Here is a 14,872-nt window from a genome sequence, read left to right as displayed (position 1 = left end):
CAGCGCGGGTCTTGCATGGCCGGTGAACAGCGAAGCGGCCCCGGCCCGGTGCGCGAACACCGGGGGAGTCCGGGGCCTTGGCCGGAAGGTAGGTCCGACCCGTGAACGATGCTACGACGCGGAGTGCGATGGACGCCCTCACCGAGTTGAGGGCGGACTTCGCCGACTGGGAGTTCTCACTGCACGAAGGCCCGCACACCTGGGTGGCCATGCGCTACCCCGGCAGGGAGGGCACCTTCGTGACCCGCCTGGTCAGCCACGATGCCGAGGAGCTGCGCGTCGCGCTCACGGCGGTCGTGCGGCTGGATCGGCCCGTGGGGAGCTCGGCGTGAGCGGGCGCGTCCGGCTCTACAGCTGGACGGTCGTCAGCCGCCGCGCCGCGGGTGTGACCGATAGTCCGGCGATGGCGGCCGGGCACGTCGCCGACGAGCTGGCCCAGGCGCCCGCCGGTGCGGAGGGCTCGGTGCGCCGCGTGGCGCTGGCCTCGGCACACGCGCAGTACGTCGACCTGGGCGAGGTCGCCCGCGCCCGTCGTGAGGACGGCGGCACTGTGCACTGGGAGGTCGTGTGATGGGCGACGCCGAGCTCTTGGAGGCGCTCGGCCGGGCCTTGGCCGCGGCGGGCTGGCGGGCGGTGCCCCGCTATGACGAGATACCCGTGCGGCTGCGCATCTTCCACCCGACGCTGCCGGTCGTGGGGGAGACCGTGAGCGTGACCTCCGAGCGGGGCGGAGCGTGGTTCCGCGCCAGCACGGGCAGGCCGCTCGCCCCCTGCCGCGACCTGCCACGCGCCGTGGCCGCCATCAACGCCACTCTCGGCCGGTTCCTGCCGACGCACGAGCCGACCACCGAAGGCCCGACCATCACGCTCAACCGCTACGGGCACCTGCTGCCCGATCGCGAGGACCGCATGAGCGAGCTGATCGACGAGGGCTCTCGAACTCGATCTGGGCGCACCACATGTGCATTCCTACGATCTCGTTCAGGGGAAGGGCCAGGTCACGGGCTTGGCTTGACGGCCTGGCCCTTGAAGAAGGTGTAGTGGAACGTGCCGCCGTCCTCGGCGGTGCGGCGCAGGTCGGTGACGCCGCGGTCGAAGGCGTCGCCGGTGGTCAGGCCGGCGGCGACCGCGCCGTCCCGGACGGCCTCGACCATGGCGGTGAAGGTGTCGCGCGTGAAGCCCTCCACCAGCGCCGGACGCGTGCGGTCGGCGTACACCGTGCGCGGCCGTACCTCCACGCCCTCGTACCCGGCGGCCGACAGCAGCGGCTGCAGCCGGCGGCCGATCAGCCCGTCGCCGCCGCCCGCGGCCTGCAGCGCCACGAGATGGCCGATCACCGCCCGCGCGCGGGCGCTGTCGGGATGGAAGAACGCCGATCCGTGGTCGCCCTCGATCACCGTGATCGTCCCGCCGGGCCGCAGTACCCGCCGCAGCGAGGACAGCGCGCCCTGCGGGTCGCGCAGATGTTCCAGGACGAAGCAGACGAAGAGGTGGTCGAACGTCCCGTCCGCGAACGGCAGGTCGAACAGGTCGGCGCGGTGCCATTCCACGCCCGGGACCCGTTCCCTGGCCTGCGCGAGCGACTCCGCGGAGACGTCGACGGCGACCAGCCGCGCGCCCGGGCTGTTGCGCACGAGATGCGCCGTCTGCGCGCCGACCCCGCATCCGACCTCCAGCACGTCGCTTCCGGGCGGGTAGGCCGTACCGGCGTGCAGGAGGTCGGCGAGCGTGTCGGCCTGGTCGCCGAGGCGGCGCGCCTCCCGCTCCGAATAGCCGTGTACGTAGGAAGGGTCGATGGTGGTGTCCATGCCGTCCACCGTCCCGCCACAATGGACCGCGTGAACAGGTCCAAACAGGCACGGTCCGACCGGTCCATAACCGGAGGCTCCGACTTCCTCCAGCTGGACGTCCGCGAGGCGCCGCCGGGCGGGCTGTCGGACTGGCTCGCCGGCCGCCTCCGGCAGGCGGTCTCCGACGGCCAGCTGCCCGTGGGGACCCGGCTGCCCGCCACCCGCGTCCTGGCCGCCGACCTGCGCGTATCGCGCGGCGTCGTCACCGAGGCGTACCAGCGCCTCATCGAGGACGGCCACGCCGCGGGCCGCGGCCGCCTCGGCACGATCGTCGTCGCCGCCCCGGTCGCCGCCCCTCCTCCCGCGCGCCCCGGCCCGCCGCCGGCGCCGTTCGCCTCCGACCCCGGCGCGGACGCCTTCGACGCGCTCCGCGCCGCCCCCGCCCGCATCGACCTGACCCCCGGCCTGCCCGACCTGGCCGCGTTCCCCCGCGCCGCCTGGCTGCGCGCCGAACGCTCCGTGCTCTCCACCCTGCGGACCTCCGGCCTCGGGTACGGCGACCCGCACGGCACCCCCGAACTGCGCCGCGCCGTCGCCGGCTGGCTCGCCCGCAACCGCGGCGTCCGCGTCGACCCCGCCGAGGTCGTCATCGTCGCCGGCACCGCCCAGGCGCTCGGCCTGATCGCCCGCGTCCTCGCCGCGACCGGCGTCACCGGCATCGCCGTCGAGGACCCCGGCTCCCTCGGCACCCGCCAGCACCTCGAGCACTGGGGCATGCGGACCCCGCCCGTCCCGGTCGACGCCGCCGGGATCCGCGTGGACGCCCTCCGCGGCACCGGCGCCCCGGCCGTCCTGCTGACCCCCGCCCACCAGTTCCCGACCGGCGCCGTCCTGGCCGGCGACCGCCGCCGCGACCTCATGGACTGGGGCGGCCTGATCATCGAGGACGACTACGACGCCGAGCACCGCTACGACCGCCCGCCCGTCCCCGCCCTGCACTCCATGCTCCCCGAACGCGTCTTCTACGCCGGCAGCGTCTCCAAGCTCCTCGCCCCCGCCCTGCGCATCGGCTGGGTGATCGCGCCGCCCCCGTACCGCGACGCCCTGGTCGCCGCCAAGCGGTTCGCCGACCTCGGCAACGCCGCCCTGCCGCAGCTGGTGCTCGCCCGGCTGATGGAGTCCGGCGAGATGGAACGCCGCCTGCGCCTGGTCCGCCGCCGGCACCGGCGCCGCCGCGACGCCATGATCGACGCCATCCGTTCCCGCATGCCCGGCGCCACCGTCCACGGAGCCGCGGCCGGCCTGCACCTGACGATCACGTTCGACTCGCCCGTACCGGCCGCCGCCCTGGCCGCCGCCGCCCTCGACCGCGGCGTCAAGGTCCACCCCCTGTCCTGGCACCGCCGCCTCCCCGGCCCCGAAGGCCTCGTCCTCGGCTACGCCGCCACACCGCCCGCGGCCATCGCCGAGGCCGTCGCCACCCTCGCCGAGACCATCGAGTCGCACAGCATGGGGACCGGTGATGCCACGTGAACGGACGCGAGGCGGCGCAGACGGAACGCGTCGTCCGGCTGGCGAACGAGGTACTCGGCCCGGACATCATCGGCCTCTACCGGCACGGCTCCGCCGTGCTCGGCGGGCTGCGGGCGACCAGCGACATCGACGTGCTCGCCGTCGTACGGCGGCCCACCACGGCGGCGGAGCGGCGCGCGCTCGTCGACGGTCTCCTCCCGATCTCCGGCATGAACGACCCGCTGCGCCCCGTCGAGTTCACCGTGGTCGTCCAGTCCGCCGTCCGGCCCTGGCGTTACCCGCCCGAATGCGAGTTCCAGTACGGCGAGTGGCTGCGCGAGGAGTACGAGCGCGGCCACACCCCCGCCCCGGAGCCCGGCCCCGACCTCGCGCCACTGATCACCATGGTCCTGGCGGGGGACAGCGCGCTGTCCGGCCCGCCGCCGGCGGAGGTCCTCGACCCCGTGCCGCACGAGGACCTGCGGCGCGGGATCACCGCCGGCGTCCCGGAACTGCTCGCCGAACTCGACGACGACACCCGCAACGTCGTCCTCACCCTCGCCCGGATCTGGACGACCCTGGCGACCGGAGAGATCACCTCCAAGGACGCCGCGGCCGCCTGGGCGATCGCGCACCTGCCGGAGGAGCACCGCGCCGTACCGTCCCACGCGCGAGCCGTCTACCTCGGCGCCGAGACCGAACGCTGGGACGGCCTCCGGCCACGCCTCCGCCCGTACACCGACCACGTGACCGGCGAGATAGCCCGCCTGACCGAGGCCGCACCGCACGATCGGCCACGGGGCCGATGAACGGTGTCGCGTCAGCGCACGGCGGTGCCGGCGATCTGGGTGCGGACGGGGACGAACCCGGAACGGAACCGGAACTCGGTGATGTCCACGGAGGCGAAGCCCACCGCGGGGATGGCGGCCGCGGTGTCCCGGTCGGTGTGGCAGCCCTCGAACGTCCACCGCCACGGCCGGCGCACCAGCCGCTGCGTCCGCCGCACGGCACCGCCCGGAGCGGCGACGTGCTCGATGAACGCGAAGCGGCCGCCGGGCCGCAGGATCCGGTGGACCTCCCGGAGCACCTGGGCCGGGTCGCGGACCGTGCACAGCACCCAGGTGCAGATCACGGTGTCCACGCTGGCGTCGTCCAGGTCGATCGCCTCGCCCGGTACCGGATGGACGGTCAGGTCGATGCCGTGCCCGGCGGCCGTCCGCCGCAGCCGCCGATGGAAGTACGGGTTGGGCTCGACGGCGTGCACGGCCGTACCCGCGGGGAGGTAGCGCAGGTTCGGGCCGTTGCCCGCACCGATCTCGGCGACCACGCCGGGCCGGTCGAAGAGCCGCCGCTTGTGGACGGCGAGCCGCCGGTCGGTGTATCCGGCCGTGAGCGCGAAGAACGCCGAGTTCAGGCGCCCGCGCACGGGGTTGGGGGCCGGCGGTGTGCTGACGTCGGGCATGTGCCGCTCCTGGAGGTCGACGGGTTCCGCAATGAAGGGTCCAATGGCGGAGCGCGCCGCGTCAGGCGGGGAATTACCCCAGCACTACCTCAAGGCCCTCCACTCGGGGTCCGTGCCAACGACCGCAAAGTAGCTGTGCGTGATTGCGGTGACGCTTCGTGGCCTCATAAATGACCAGTTGTCACCCATCCGTGATGACTAAAACACGATCCCAGACATCGTCGGCCAGCAGTCCCGTAGGGCGGTAGGTGGCGTGGCCGCCGAGTGGCCGGGTCACTAGAGCGAACGCCGAACGGCCATGCCGTCGCCATGCCCGACACCGTCGCAGCCCACCAAAGATCAGCAGATCTGGAACAGGTACTCACTTCCGCTAGGACAGGTGGTGCACCACCCCACTCAGGCTCGGGACGACATCGAGGTGGTAGCGGTCGGTCAGCTCGTCCGGGGACTCCCACAGGCGGGCACCGGAGCCGAGCTTGATCGATGGAACCACCACCACATGCAGGGTGTCCACCAGGTCTGTCTCCAGGAAGGCGCGGATGGTCGTGGCCCCGCCGCCGACACGGACGTCGCGCGCGCTCAGCCTGGTGGGCGGGACAGCGTGTCCTTGTACGTCGGGTTCAGGCAGGTGCAACGACCTCAGCCTCGCAGGCGAAGCACATCAGTGTGTGCTCCACCACGTGGCCCTGCTCGAACCGCTGACCCAACTCGACGGCGTACTCGTCGCACTCAGGGCACGTCCAAGGGCCGGGCTCGCCCCGCTTCGCCGAACGGATGATGTGATTCCACTCATCGTCACTCATTCCGGGTGATCCTACGGCTGGCCCCGTCGTCCAGCAGGCTGCGACCGGCGGGGTGGGCCGACCGCGGCGTAGGCGGTGGACCGGCCGATGCGCTTCTCGCTCGGCGGCAATATCACCGAGCGACTGGCCCCCACGTAGCAGGCCCGGTGAGAGGCCGAGCCCCGTTTGAGAGAGGACGGCGAGCGGTGATCGAGGGGCTCGGTCGGGATGTCAGGGGGCGATGGTGTTCTGTGGGTGGCGTGCGGTGAGTTGTGCCTCCAGGCCGTCGAGGAGGGCGTGGAGGCCGAACTCGAATGTGTGGTCGGGGGCGGCCGCGTAGTCGGCGGCTTGATCGAAGCGGGCCTGCAACCGTGGGAACTGCGCCGCGATCTGGCTGGCCTTGGCCATGTGGTCGAGCATCTTCTCGTCGGCGGTGCCGCCGTCACGGTCGAGTTTGCGGGTGAGTGAGGCGGTCGCGGTCGCGGCCGGGCCGAGGGCGTTGCCGAGCACGTAGGTGAAGACGGCGGCGGACTGGTCGGCCTGCGTGCCGGTGAATCCGGCCGCTTCGTAGACGGCGAGGGTGTGGTCGTCGTGGCGGGCCTTGCCGGTGCTGGACAGCAGGAACGAGCCGAACGCCTCTATCAGCCATGGGTGAGCGATGAGCATCGTGTGCAGGCCGGTGGCCATCTGTGTGGCGGCGGTACGCCAGTCGACCACCGCCAGGTCGGGCAGCTCGATCTCGTTCCACACCTGGTCGCCGGCAAGGGCGATGAGGTTGTCCTTGCTGCCCACGTGCCAGTAGACCGCGGTGGCCGCCGAGTCCAGGCGCCGGCCCAGGGCGCGCATGCTCAGGCCCTCCAGTCCGTCGGCGTCCAACAGGTCGATGGCGGCCCGGACGATCTGGTCACGGGTGAGGGTGTCGCGCGGCATGCCCCACGATACGGCGCGACTTGCACGCCGTTCAACAAGAACTTGCACGCTGTTCAAGTCATGCTCTACGGTTCCACTTGAACGCCGTACAAGTCGCGATGTGAGAAGGAAAACGACATGACCTCGACCACGCCGCAGGAGAGCACGCTGCAGGAGTTCGTCACCGCCAAGGCCACCGAGCTGGGCGTCCCGGGCGTCGCGGTCGGGATCTGGGTCGACAACAAGGCCGTTTACGGCTGTCACGGCGTCACCAGCATCGATGACCCGCAACCGGTCGACCAGGACACGCTGTTCCTCGTGGGCTCGATCTCCAAGTCCTTCACCGCGACCGCGCTGATGCGCCTGGTCGCCGACGGTCGCGTCGAGCTGCACGCGCCGGTGCGCCGGTACGTGCCCGAGCTCGAACTCGCCGACGAGCAGCACGCCGCGAAGATCACGGTGCTGCAGTTGCTCAACCACACCGCCGGGCTGGACTGGCGGTTCAGCGCCGAGACCGGAAAGGGAGACGACGCGCTGGCCGACTACGTGGCACGGCTGAAGGAGTCGGAGCTGATCGGCCGGCCCGGCGGCCGGCCCTCCTACAGCCAGACGGCCTACAACCTGGCCGGACGGATCATCGAGAAGGTCACCGGCCGTGCCTTCGACCAGGCAGTCACCACGCTGCTGTTCCAGCCGCTGGGAATGACCGACACCACCTACTCGCTCGAGGAAGCGTTGTCCCGGTCCTTCGCGGCCCCGCACGAGCGCGGCCAGGACGGCGCACTGACGGCTCTGGCGCCCTGGAAGGAGAGCCGCGCCAACAACCCCGGCGGCGGCGCCATCGGCTCGGTGGCCGACCTGCTGCGCTGGGCCCGCTTCCACCTCTCGTACGGCCGCTCCGACACCGGCGCCCGCGTGATGCCCGCCCAGGTGCTCCACCAGATGCAGCAGCCGACGGTCGAACTGCGGGGCACCTCGCTCGGCGACGCCACCGGCATCGGCTGGTTCCTGCGCGACACCGACGGCGTCCGCATCGTCGAACACGGCGGCTCGGCCAGGGGCCAGTTCGCCGACCTGCGCCTGGTCCCCGAACGCGACTTCGCCGTCGTCGTGGCCTCCAACGAGGGTCCCGACCGCGGCCTCGAACTCAACCAGGCCATCGTCCACTGGGCGCTGGAGCACTACCTGGGGGTGATCGACCGAGCCCCCGAACCGCTGCCCTTCGACGCCGAGCGCGCCCGTGAGGTCGTGGGCGACTACGCCAACGAGATGATGACGATCACCATCGACACCGACGCCTCCGGGCTCACGATCGCCTGCGCGATCAAGCCTGAACTCCGCGCCGCCTCCGACGCCGAGATGCCCGCCGATCTCCCGGCCGCCGGTCTCGGTCTGCTCCCCGGCGACGGCGACGAGTACATCGTCACCGGCGGCGGCCTCACCGGACAGCGCGGCTTCTTCACCCGCGACCGGAACGGCGCGATCATCGGAGCCGACCTCGCCGGGCGGCTGTTCAGCCGGGTGCCGCCCACCGCCCGTTCTGGGGACCGCAGCGCGCAGCCGGGGACGCGGTGACCTGGATGGCGGCCCTGCGGCAGGTGCACACCCAGTGCGCCGCCTGGACGATCAGCATGGGCGATCAGAAGATTCCTGTTCAGGTTGTGGAACCGGCCGCTGATCCGAGCAAGCCGCTCCAGGTGGAGCGGAGGTTCGGCGACGAAGCCCTGACGCGCACGATGCTCGCCGGCCCGACCAGGCGGCCACGAAGCGTCACCGCGAGCACGCACAGCTACTCTACGGCCGGTGGCACGGAGCCGAGCGGGAGGGGCCTCAACGTCCGCGCCGAGCCCACCAGGCGGCGATCTGGGCGCGGGAACGGACGTCGAGCCGGAGGCGGATCCGTTCCACATGGCCTTCGGCGGAACGCTCCTCGATGCCCAGGCTCCGGGCGATCTGGCGGTTGCTCAACCCGTCCGCGACCAGGGACGCGACCTGGAGCTGGCGGGGAGTGAGCACATCGTCCGCGGGCGCGGCGGCCTCGCCCAGGAACTCCAGGATCGCGCGGACCACCTGGGCGGAGTCCCCGGCCCAGGGCAGGTGACTGCGCCCGGCGAGCGTCACCAGCCGTGCCCCGGGGATCCGCGCGGCCAGGTCACGTCCGAGCCGGTGCGGGATGGCCCGGTCGCCGCGGCGGTGCAGCACCAGCGTGGGCGACACCACCTGGTCCAGCAGGTCCTCCGCGCACGCCTCGTAGCACTGGTCCAGCAGTTCGCAGGCGGACTCCGCCGTGGCCACGCCGCGCTGCAGGTCGACGAAGCGCGCCCTCACCTCCGTGTCGGCGTCGGCCATGAAGATGTCGGCCAGCACGTCCGAACCCAGTCCCCAGTGGGCGCGTACCAGCTCGAGCAGCGCCGCCCGGACCCGCGCGGACGCCACCTGGCGGCCGTCGGCGTAGCCACCGTAGACGATCAGCCGTTCGACGCGCTCCGGATGCCGGGCGGCGAAGGCCAGCGACGCCACCGCGGCCGTCGACACCCCCAGCAGTTCGAAACGATCCTGCCGCAGATGGTCGACGACCGTCCGCAGGACCCGCGCCCCGGTGTCCACCGTCTGCCGGCCCGGCCACGGATCCGACAGGCCACAGCCGGGCCTGTCGTACAGCACCAGCGTCCGGCGCGCGGCCAGCGGAACGAGGAGCGCACGCACCGCCGGGTCCTGCCACAGCAACTCCAGATGGCTGATCCAGGCGGGAGGGATGACCAGCAGGGGACCGTGACCGACCGTGGCGTACGCGACGCGCACCCCGCCCTCGGCGGCACAGAAATGGACCTTGAAGCGTGGCTCGCCGTCCACCGCTCAGCCCCCCACGCCGTTGCGGGACGGCGCGAACAACATCCCTGGACGCCGCATACCGCCATGCTCACCCGTACGCGGCCCCCCGGCGTGGCCGGACGCGGTCACGCCGGCCGATAGGTCCTAGGGCTGCATGGCCGCGGTGAGGCGGTCGAGACCCGCCCCGGACACGCCGGTGAGGCCGGCACGGCGGCCGGTCGCGATGAGAAGGAGGTCGCCGATCGGGCCCCGGATCTCCTCGGGCCCGTCTCCGGCCGACCATTCCGTGTCGGTGGCGGTCAGGCGCAGTCCGCGCAGGCGCTTGCGGGCTCCGTAGAAGCGGCTGGCGCGAACATGGTCGAGCCCCGCGGCGGCGGGCCCGATGGGCATCTGGCGTGTCCGGCCGAGGGGACGCGCGATGTCCTGGCCATGTACCAGGGTGTCGACGAGAGGGTCCAGCAGGCCGGCGCCGGGGGCGCGGTGGGACGAGCCGGCCGTCTCGCGGATCTGCGCGACGAGTTCGGCGGGCTCGAACCGGGCGGCACGTTCCCTGGCCATGTCGCCGGTCATCCGGTCCCAGTCGCCCCGGGCCCGGATCATGCCCTTGACCGTGGCGGGGAGCGTGACGCGGGTGGACAGGGTCAGGTGGGCGGCCACATCGCGCACGGTCCACCCGGGGCACAGGGACTCCGCCGCCCATTCGGCGGGCGACAGGCCGTCCAGGAAGGCGGCCAGATCGAGGCGTTCGGCCTCCAGCCAGGCAAGGGTCTGGTCCATCTCGGGCTCCTCAGGTGCTCACGACGCCGTACACCCTCACCACGAACGACCCTGACCGGAATGGACAACCCCTCCCGAAAATCTCCTCCACCGCCCCGATGGGTGCGGGGCTAAGGAACGTCCACGGTGTGGTGTGAGGGGCGACGGTCAGGCGGTGCCGGTGCGTCAAGCAGGACGGCGCGTCATAGCCGTGTGGCCGTGCGGATCAGCCCGGCGAGGGCGAGGGAGCGGCTGTGCGCGGGCCAGGCGATGTGGGTGACGACGGGGGGTGCGTCGGTCAGGGGGACGGCGGTGTGCTCGGCCCACAGCCAGGCGCGGGCGGAGTCGGGGAAGACGGCCACGGTGCGTCCGAGGGCGATCAGCTGGGCCAGCTGCGTCTGGTCGTGGATCTCGGGGCCCGGGCCTGGCGGGTACGTGCCGCGGCGAGCCCAGCGGGCGAGCGGCAGGTCGGGGATGTCGCCGACGTCGGCCAGTGACAGAGTCCTCCGCGCGGCGAGGGGATGCGCGGAGGGCAGGATGGCGATCTGCCCCTCGGTCATCAGTTCCTCGCTGTCGAACCCGGCGAGGGAGTTGAACGGCGCGTGCATGAGCGCCACATCAGCGCGGCCATCGCGCAGCATCTCCTCCTGCTCGCACGTGCCGCTCGGCAGCACCTCGATCTCGGCGGCGTCGGGTTCGGCCGCGTAGGCGTCGAGGAGCTTGTGCAGCAGTTCGTGAGAGGCCCCGGCTTTCACCGCCAGCACCAGGCGGTTGCGGGGGCCGTCCGGACTGTCCGCGCCACCGGCGCGGCGGGTACGGCGAGCGGCGGCGGTGATCGCGTCGAGGGCTGCGCGGCCCTCGTGCAGCAGCATCTCTCCGGCGCCGGTCAGGGCGACGCCGCGGCGGTCGCGCACCAGCAGGCCTACGCCGAGGCGCCGCTCGAGCTGCTGGATCGCCCGGGACAGCGGTGGCTGGGCCATGCCGAGGCGTTCGGCGGCGCGTCCGAAGTGCAGCTCCTCCGCGACGGCCACGAAGTACCTCAGCTCACGGGTCTCCAAGGCGTCCATGGCCACAAACTACCTCGGTGATACCTGCCAGGTATTACAGGCCACTGCATCGATATTGGAGGCGCCGCCTGTCCGCGAGCGAGCATCGACGGCATGAGCGAACCCATCAACGCATCCTCCGCGTCACTGCCCGGCGGCACCTGGACCCTGGGCGATCTGACCGTCACCCGCTTCGGCTACGGCGCCATGCAGCTCGCCGGCCCCGGAGTCATGGGCCCGCCCGCCGACCGCGACGGCGCACTCGCCGTCCTGCGCGAGGCCGCCGGCCTCGGCATCACCCATTTCGACACCGCCGGCGCATACGGCCCGCGCGTCACCAACCAGCTGATCCGTGAAGCGCTGCACCCCTACTCCGAAGCGCTGCACATCGTGACCAAGGTCGGCGCGGTCCGCGATCAGCAGGGCGGCTGGCCTCCCGCCCGGCGTCCCGAGGAGCTGCGCCGCGCCGTCCACGAGAACCTCGAGGACCTCGGCCTCGACTCGCTCGACGTGGTCAATCTGCGACTCGGCGACGCTCAGGGCCCCCGGCCCGGCTCGCTCACCGAGCCCTTCGAGACCCTTGTCCAACTCCAACAGCAGGGCCTGATCCGGCACCTCGGAGTGAGCAACGCGACGGCGGAACAGGTAGCCGAGGCGCAGGCGATCGCGCCGATCGTGTGCGTTCAGAACATGTACAACCTCGCCTACCGCCAGGACGACGAGCTGATCGACGAACTCGCGGAGAAGGGCATCGCCTACGTGCCCTTCTTTCCGCTCGGCGGCTTCACCCCGTTGCAGTCCGCGGCGCTTTCCGCCGTGGCCGCCCGGCTGGACGCGACGCCGATGTCGGTCGCCCTGGCCTGGCTGCTCCGGCGGTCGCCGAACATCCTGCTCATTCCCGGCACGTCGTCGGTGGCGCACCTGCGCGAGAATGTCGCCGGTGCGGGACTCTCGCTCTCCGACGAGGAACTCGCCGAGCTGGACAAGATCGGCCACTGACAGGACGCAGCCCGCCCCTCCGCGGGATCAAGGGGAGTGGCGGATGATGCGATGCGGGCCTCATCCGTGATGACCGAGGGGAGCTGCTCGCACATCCCGGCGGTGTTCTCCCGAACGTGACCCCAGGGCCAAAGTAGAGAGAGCGCCGCAGGTCACGGGGGCGTACACGGCACCCGCCTCCCGAACGGATCCCGGTGCGGACACAGCGGGATAAGACCAGCGCGACACGCGTCGGGCCGACCGGGATAACGACGTGGCCGCGCCCCGTTCGCGGTCAGATCGATGAAACCTGCGCAGGTCACGGCAGTGATGCGTCGGCGGCCACGCGGGCCGGGCGATGGTCGGCTTCGGACAAGGAACGCGGGACTTGCTGCCCGACGCCCGCATTTGCCCCACCCGATGTCCCCTGGGGTGGGGCGGCGATGAAGTAGAACGTCTGGCGGCCCTCGGCGCGGTAGTCCACCAGCCCGCAGCCGCGCAGGCGGCCCAGGTGCTTGGACACCGTGGACTGGGCCGGCCCCAGCTCGCGTTGGTTGTTGCCTACTGCGACCGAGGGGCTGTGGTGGTCGAGCCCCACTCCCACAGCGCCTGCAGGACCGGTGCGAGGGCGCTGCCGCGTTCGGTGAGGGCGTAGCGCACTCTTGGTGGCCAGCCCGGCGTGCGGTGCCGATCGAGGGCGCCGGCCTCGACCAGTTGGGTCAGCCGGTCGGTGAGGACCTTGTCCGAGAGTGCGGGCAGGGCCTGTGCGAGCTGGCTGAAGCTGCGCGGGCCATGCAGCAGTTCGAGGATGACCAGGGCGGTCCACCGTCCGCGTATCGCGGCGAGGGTGATCTCTACTGGGCACGACGGGGAGGGCTCGACCACCGGGCCCGGGCAGCTGTGCAGGAACTCGGTCGCTGTGTAGCTGACCGTTTGGTGAGCCACGGAGGGCCTCCTTAGGGTTGCCGACACATCCCAGCGTGCCAGGGCCGGGAGCCGCCCCGGACATCGGTACGGCATGTCCGTACCACCGGCCAGGCGACCATCCGAGCGGAGGAGCGAAATGGTGCAACCCATTGAGAAGATAGCGATCGCGGAAGTGGCGACTCGGCTCTTTCATGCGCTGGACGCGCATGATTGGCAAACGATCGGCGCACTGACGACGGATTCCATTGATCTTGATTACCCGTCGAAACAGGGTGGTCCGGAACTGGTGTCCGCAGACGATTTCGTGTCGGGCCTGCGGAGTTTCCTCCCCGGTTTCGATGCCACGCAACACCTGCTGGGTCCGATCGTCGTCGAACCGGGCGAGGAACCCGAGGCGACGGCGCGGTTCGACGCCCGTGTCACCCACCTGATCACCGAAGCCGCCGATGCCCCTATCTGGGTGATCGGCTGTCATTACACCCTTGGCCTCACACGGCGAGACGGTGGATGGAAACTGTGCTCCTCCCGTGTCCGGGTGCTGTACGAGGAGGGCAACCGCGACCTGGAAGCCGCAGCCCGTCAACGGGCGCAGCCATCGTCGCTCTAGGCGCCCTCCACCCAGGTCCGTGCGACCAGGGGCAAGAGTAGCTACGCGTAGCGGCCGTCACTCTCTGCGCTCACAGAATGACCGATTCTGCGAGACTGGCCAGGTAGAGCCGGCACCGGAGGAAGCCGCCGAGGCGGTCGAACGCTACGACTGCCCCAACTGCGGGGTGATGGCACCGTCACCGTGCCGGTCGCGGGGAGGGAAGGTCGCCTCCAAATACCATGCGGCGCGATTCCTCTTGGTGCCGGCGCTGCGCGAGCTGCTGGAGGTTCGCCGGCCTGCCGGACGCGGGCCTGGCGGCGGCGCAGAGCCGAACAGAACGCACCCTCCACCGGCGACCTGCTCGCCCTGCTCAGGGCCGACGCCCCGCCCGCGCTATGAGTCGCCCGCCCGGGGACGGTGCCACACACCCGCACAAACCGTCCCACACCCAACCTGATCGGCAATCATTCAACAGGTACTTACTCGTGGCGAGGCCCGATGACCTGGTGGACGATAAAGGCATGCTCATCGGGCGGTGGTTCCGGCCCGATCCTCCAGTCGAGGAATCGCAGCCCGACGGCGTGGGAGAGGCCGGGTGCGGGAGCTTTCAGGAATTCCGCGAGAGCGGGGCGATAATCCTGGAAAGGAACGCCGGTCTCCACGGCCGTCGCCAGCGCTGCGAAGAGCGCGCTGAGACTGGGCGCCCACTGCTGGGCATCGATGGCGCCCGAACCGATACCGAGCTCGTACACATGCCCGTAGGTCGGTCCCGGGTGGTGATCGATGAAGGCGAGACCGCCATCCTTGGGCTCGGCGAACGGAACCCAAAAATGAGGGTGGCCCTCGACACTGTCGTGCGGGTAGGAGCCGCGCATCTCCGGGCTTGTCAACATGTCCCGGAACCCAACGATGTTCTGGGTACCGATCAACTTGTGTCCCAGCGGCAGAAACCGTCCGAAGGGGTCGCCTCCCGAGCGGGTACCGTTGTGCAGCCGCAACAGCGCCCTCAATTCGGGATGCAACTCCATCTGGTACGCGGCCTCGACGGCGGCGATCTGCGCGTCACTCGCCGGAGGGCTGAGCAGGGCATGGTCCTCCGGCACGTTCTCGGCGAGCCAGGTCGCGAAGCGTCTCCAGGTGCGCTGAAACGACTCCGTGTCCATCCGCTATCACCACTTGTCACGAGATCGACTGGTCGATCAGGCAGAGACGATCCTACCGGCAAAGCGGCGTTCCACACGGTTCTTGCCTCAGCGAGATCACTGGTTGTTCAACACAACCTCAGCGAA

The 14,872-nt window shown here is 71.3% G+C and carries 17 protein-coding genes and 2 pseudogenes; 8 read left to right on the top strand and 11 right to left on the bottom strand.

Annotation, left to right across the window (positions count from 1 at the left end; all coding sequences use genetic code 11):
* Nucleotides 1–128: 128 nt before the first annotated feature.
* From AB0881_RS11150 to AB0881_RS11140, 3 genes are read left to right on the top strand one after another with little or no spacing between them, the layout of a single operon-like run.
* The gene (locus AB0881_RS11150; protein ID WP_366616163.1) at nt 129–332 is read left to right on the top strand and encodes a hypothetical protein; all 204 of its coding nucleotides are present in this window, start codon (nt 129–131) and stop codon (nt 330–332) included.
* Complete coding sequence (locus AB0881_RS11145) at nt 329–571, top strand: hypothetical protein (protein ID WP_366616161.1); 243 nt, start codon at nt 329–331, stop codon at nt 569–571. Before AB0881_RS11150 ends, AB0881_RS11145 begins: the two co-directional genes overlap by 4 nt.
* Entirely contained in the window at nt 571–1,041 is a 471-nt protein-coding gene (locus AB0881_RS11140; RefSeq protein WP_366616159.1) for a hypothetical protein, read from the top strand. Before AB0881_RS11145 ends, AB0881_RS11140 begins: the two co-directional genes overlap by 1 nt.
* On the opposite strand, the gene AB0881_RS11135 is transcribed toward AB0881_RS11140, so the two are convergent.
* On the bottom strand, nt 999–1,808 hold the full coding sequence (locus tag AB0881_RS11135; RefSeq protein ID WP_366616158.1) for a methyltransferase domain-containing protein: 810 nt from the start codon (nt 1,806–1,808) through the stop codon (nt 999–1,001). The two genes, AB0881_RS11140 and AB0881_RS11135, sit on opposite strands and share 43 nt — an antisense overlap.
* 21 nt (nt 1,809–1,829) lie before the next feature.
* Here AB0881_RS11135 and AB0881_RS11130 point away from each other — a divergent pair, with 21 nt between their 5' ends.
* Nucleotides 1,830–3,323, top strand: coding sequence for a PLP-dependent aminotransferase family protein (locus tag AB0881_RS11130; protein WP_366616157.1), 1,494 nt, complete (start codon nt 1,830–1,832; stop codon nt 3,321–3,323).
* Complete coding sequence (locus AB0881_RS11125) at nt 3,320–4,111, top strand: aminoglycoside adenylyltransferase family protein (protein WP_366616156.1); 792 nt, start codon at nt 3,320–3,322, stop codon at nt 4,109–4,111. The genes AB0881_RS11130 and AB0881_RS11125 overlap by 4 nt, the downstream gene beginning before the upstream one ends.
* A gap of 11 nt (nt 4,112–4,122) precedes the next feature.
* Here AB0881_RS11125 and AB0881_RS11120 read toward each other — a convergent pair whose 3' ends face one another.
* The 4 genes and pseudogenes from AB0881_RS11120 to AB0881_RS11105 form a co-directional block, all read right to left on the bottom strand.
* Nucleotides 4,123–4,764 (bottom strand): methyltransferase domain-containing protein, encoded by a 642-nt coding sequence (locus AB0881_RS11120; protein ID WP_366616155.1) that lies wholly within the window; start codon nt 4,762–4,764, stop codon nt 4,123–4,125.
* Between the two features lie 370 nt (nt 4,765–5,134).
* A pseudogene (locus tag AB0881_RS11115) lies at nt 5,135–5,350 on the bottom strand (dihydrofolate reductase family protein); the annotation flags it as partial.
* Nucleotides 5,351–5,384: 34 nt separating this feature from the next.
* Complete coding sequence (locus tag AB0881_RS11110) at nt 5,385–5,567, bottom strand: hypothetical protein (protein ID WP_366616154.1); 183 nt, start codon at nt 5,565–5,567, stop codon at nt 5,385–5,387.
* A gap of 210 nt (nt 5,568–5,777) precedes the next feature.
* Entirely contained in the window at nt 5,778–6,476 is a 699-nt protein-coding gene (locus AB0881_RS11105; RefSeq protein ID WP_366616152.1) for a TetR/AcrR family transcriptional regulator C-terminal domain-containing protein, read from the bottom strand.
* 117 nt (nt 6,477–6,593) lie between these two features.
* On the opposite strand from AB0881_RS11105, the gene AB0881_RS11100 reads away from it, so the two are divergent.
* Nucleotides 6,594–8,030, top strand: coding sequence for a serine hydrolase domain-containing protein (locus AB0881_RS11100; protein WP_366616151.1), 1,437 nt, complete (start codon nt 6,594–6,596; stop codon nt 8,028–8,030).
* A 255-nt stretch (nt 8,031–8,285) separates the two neighbouring features.
* Here the strand turns inward: AB0881_RS11100 and AB0881_RS11095 are convergent, their stop codons facing one another.
* From AB0881_RS11095 to AB0881_RS11085, 3 genes are all read right to left on the bottom strand, one after another.
* Nucleotides 8,286–9,308 (bottom strand): alpha/beta fold hydrolase, encoded by a 1,023-nt coding sequence (locus AB0881_RS11095; RefSeq protein ID WP_366616149.1) that lies wholly within the window; start codon nt 9,306–9,308, stop codon nt 8,286–8,288.
* Between the two features lie 123 nt (nt 9,309–9,431).
* Complete coding sequence (locus tag AB0881_RS11090; protein ID WP_366616148.1) at nt 9,432–10,064, bottom strand: maleylpyruvate isomerase family mycothiol-dependent enzyme; 633 nt, start codon at nt 10,062–10,064, stop codon at nt 9,432–9,434.
* A 182-nt stretch (nt 10,065–10,246) separates the two neighbouring features.
* The gene (locus AB0881_RS11085) at nt 10,247–11,110 is read right to left on the bottom strand and encodes a LysR family transcriptional regulator (RefSeq protein ID WP_366616146.1); all 864 of its coding nucleotides are present in this window, start codon (nt 11,108–11,110) and stop codon (nt 10,247–10,249) included.
* 93 nt (nt 11,111–11,203) lie between these two features.
* Here AB0881_RS11085 and AB0881_RS11080 point away from each other — a divergent pair, with 93 nt between their 5' ends.
* Complete coding sequence (locus tag AB0881_RS11080) at nt 11,204–12,088, top strand: aldo/keto reductase family oxidoreductase (protein WP_366616144.1); 885 nt, start codon at nt 11,204–11,206, stop codon at nt 12,086–12,088.
* 412 nt (nt 12,089–12,500) lie between these two features.
* Here the strand turns inward: AB0881_RS11080 and AB0881_RS11075 are convergent.
* Together AB0881_RS11075 and AB0881_RS11070 are read right to left on the bottom strand one after the other, a co-directional pair.
* A pseudogene (locus tag AB0881_RS11075) lies at nt 12,501–12,671 on the bottom strand (ArsR family transcriptional regulator); the annotation flags it as partial.
* Nucleotides 12,629–13,012 (bottom strand): helix-turn-helix domain-containing protein, encoded by a 384-nt coding sequence (locus AB0881_RS11070; RefSeq protein WP_366616143.1) that lies wholly within the window; start codon nt 13,010–13,012, stop codon nt 12,629–12,631. The gene AB0881_RS11070 and the pseudogene AB0881_RS11075, both read right to left, overlap by 43 nt.
* 118 nt (nt 13,013–13,130) lie before the next feature.
* Here AB0881_RS11070 and AB0881_RS11065 point away from each other — a divergent pair, with 118 nt between their 5' ends.
* Nucleotides 13,131–13,601, top strand: coding sequence for a nuclear transport factor 2 family protein (locus AB0881_RS11065; protein WP_366616141.1), 471 nt, complete (start codon nt 13,131–13,133; stop codon nt 13,599–13,601).
* Between the two features lie 461 nt (nt 13,602–14,062).
* Here the strand turns inward: AB0881_RS11065 and AB0881_RS11060 are convergent, their stop codons facing one another.
* Nucleotides 14,063–14,746: an SMI1/KNR4 family protein gene (locus tag AB0881_RS11060; RefSeq protein ID WP_366616139.1), complete on the bottom strand. Its 684-nt coding sequence runs from the start codon at nt 14,744–14,746 to the stop codon at nt 14,063–14,065.
* Between the last annotated feature and the right edge of the window lie 126 nt (nt 14,747–14,872).

The organism is Spirillospora sp. NPDC029432, assembly GCF_040703975.1.
In the GTDB taxonomy this organism is placed as follows: Bacteria; Actinomycetota; Actinomycetes; order Streptosporangiales; family Streptosporangiaceae; genus Spirillospora.
Note: the sequence above shows the minus strand (reverse complement) of the source record. Positions and strands in the feature narration are given on the sequence as shown.

Excerpts from the sequence above, each read along its gene's own strand:
- AB0881_RS11150 (WP_366616163.1), top strand. The coding sequence starts at position 129 with ATGGACGCCCTCACCGAGTTGAGGGCGGACTTCGCCGACTGGGAGTTC.
- AB0881_RS11140 (WP_366616159.1), top strand. The coding sequence starts at position 571 with ATGGGCGACGCCGAGCTCTTGGAGGCGCTCGGCCGGGCCTTGGCCGCG.
- AB0881_RS11135 (WP_366616158.1), bottom strand. The coding sequence starts at position 1,808 with ATGGACACCACCATCGACCCTTCCTACGTACACGGCTATTCGGAGCGG.
- AB0881_RS11130 (WP_366616157.1), top strand. The coding sequence starts at position 1,830 with ATGGACCGCGTGAACAGGTCCAAACAGGCACGGTCCGACCGGTCCATA.
- AB0881_RS11120 (WP_366616155.1), bottom strand. The coding sequence starts at position 4,764 with ATGCCCGACGTCAGCACACCGCCGGCCCCCAACCCCGTGCGCGGGCGC.
- AB0881_RS11110 (WP_366616154.1), bottom strand. The coding sequence starts at position 5,567 with ATGAGTGACGATGAGTGGAATCACATCATCCGTTCGGCGAAGCGGGGC.
- AB0881_RS11105 (WP_366616152.1), bottom strand. The coding sequence starts at position 6,476 with ATGCCGCGCGACACCCTCACCCGTGACCAGATCGTCCGGGCCGCCATC.
- AB0881_RS11100 (WP_366616151.1), top strand. The coding sequence starts at position 6,594 with ATGACCTCGACCACGCCGCAGGAGAGCACGCTGCAGGAGTTCGTCACC.
- AB0881_RS11090 (WP_366616148.1), bottom strand. The coding sequence starts at position 10,064 with ATGGACCAGACCCTTGCCTGGCTGGAGGCCGAACGCCTCGATCTGGCC.
- AB0881_RS11085 (WP_366616146.1), bottom strand. The coding sequence starts at position 11,110 with ATGGACGCCTTGGAGACCCGTGAGCTGAGGTACTTCGTGGCCGTCGCG.
- AB0881_RS11080 (WP_366616144.1), top strand. The coding sequence starts at position 11,204 with ATGAGCGAACCCATCAACGCATCCTCCGCGTCACTGCCCGGCGGCACC.
- AB0881_RS11065 (WP_366616141.1), top strand. The coding sequence starts at position 13,131 with ATGGTGCAACCCATTGAGAAGATAGCGATCGCGGAAGTGGCGACTCGG.
- AB0881_RS11060 (WP_366616139.1), bottom strand. The coding sequence starts at position 14,746 with ATGGACACGGAGTCGTTTCAGCGCACCTGGAGACGCTTCGCGACCTGG.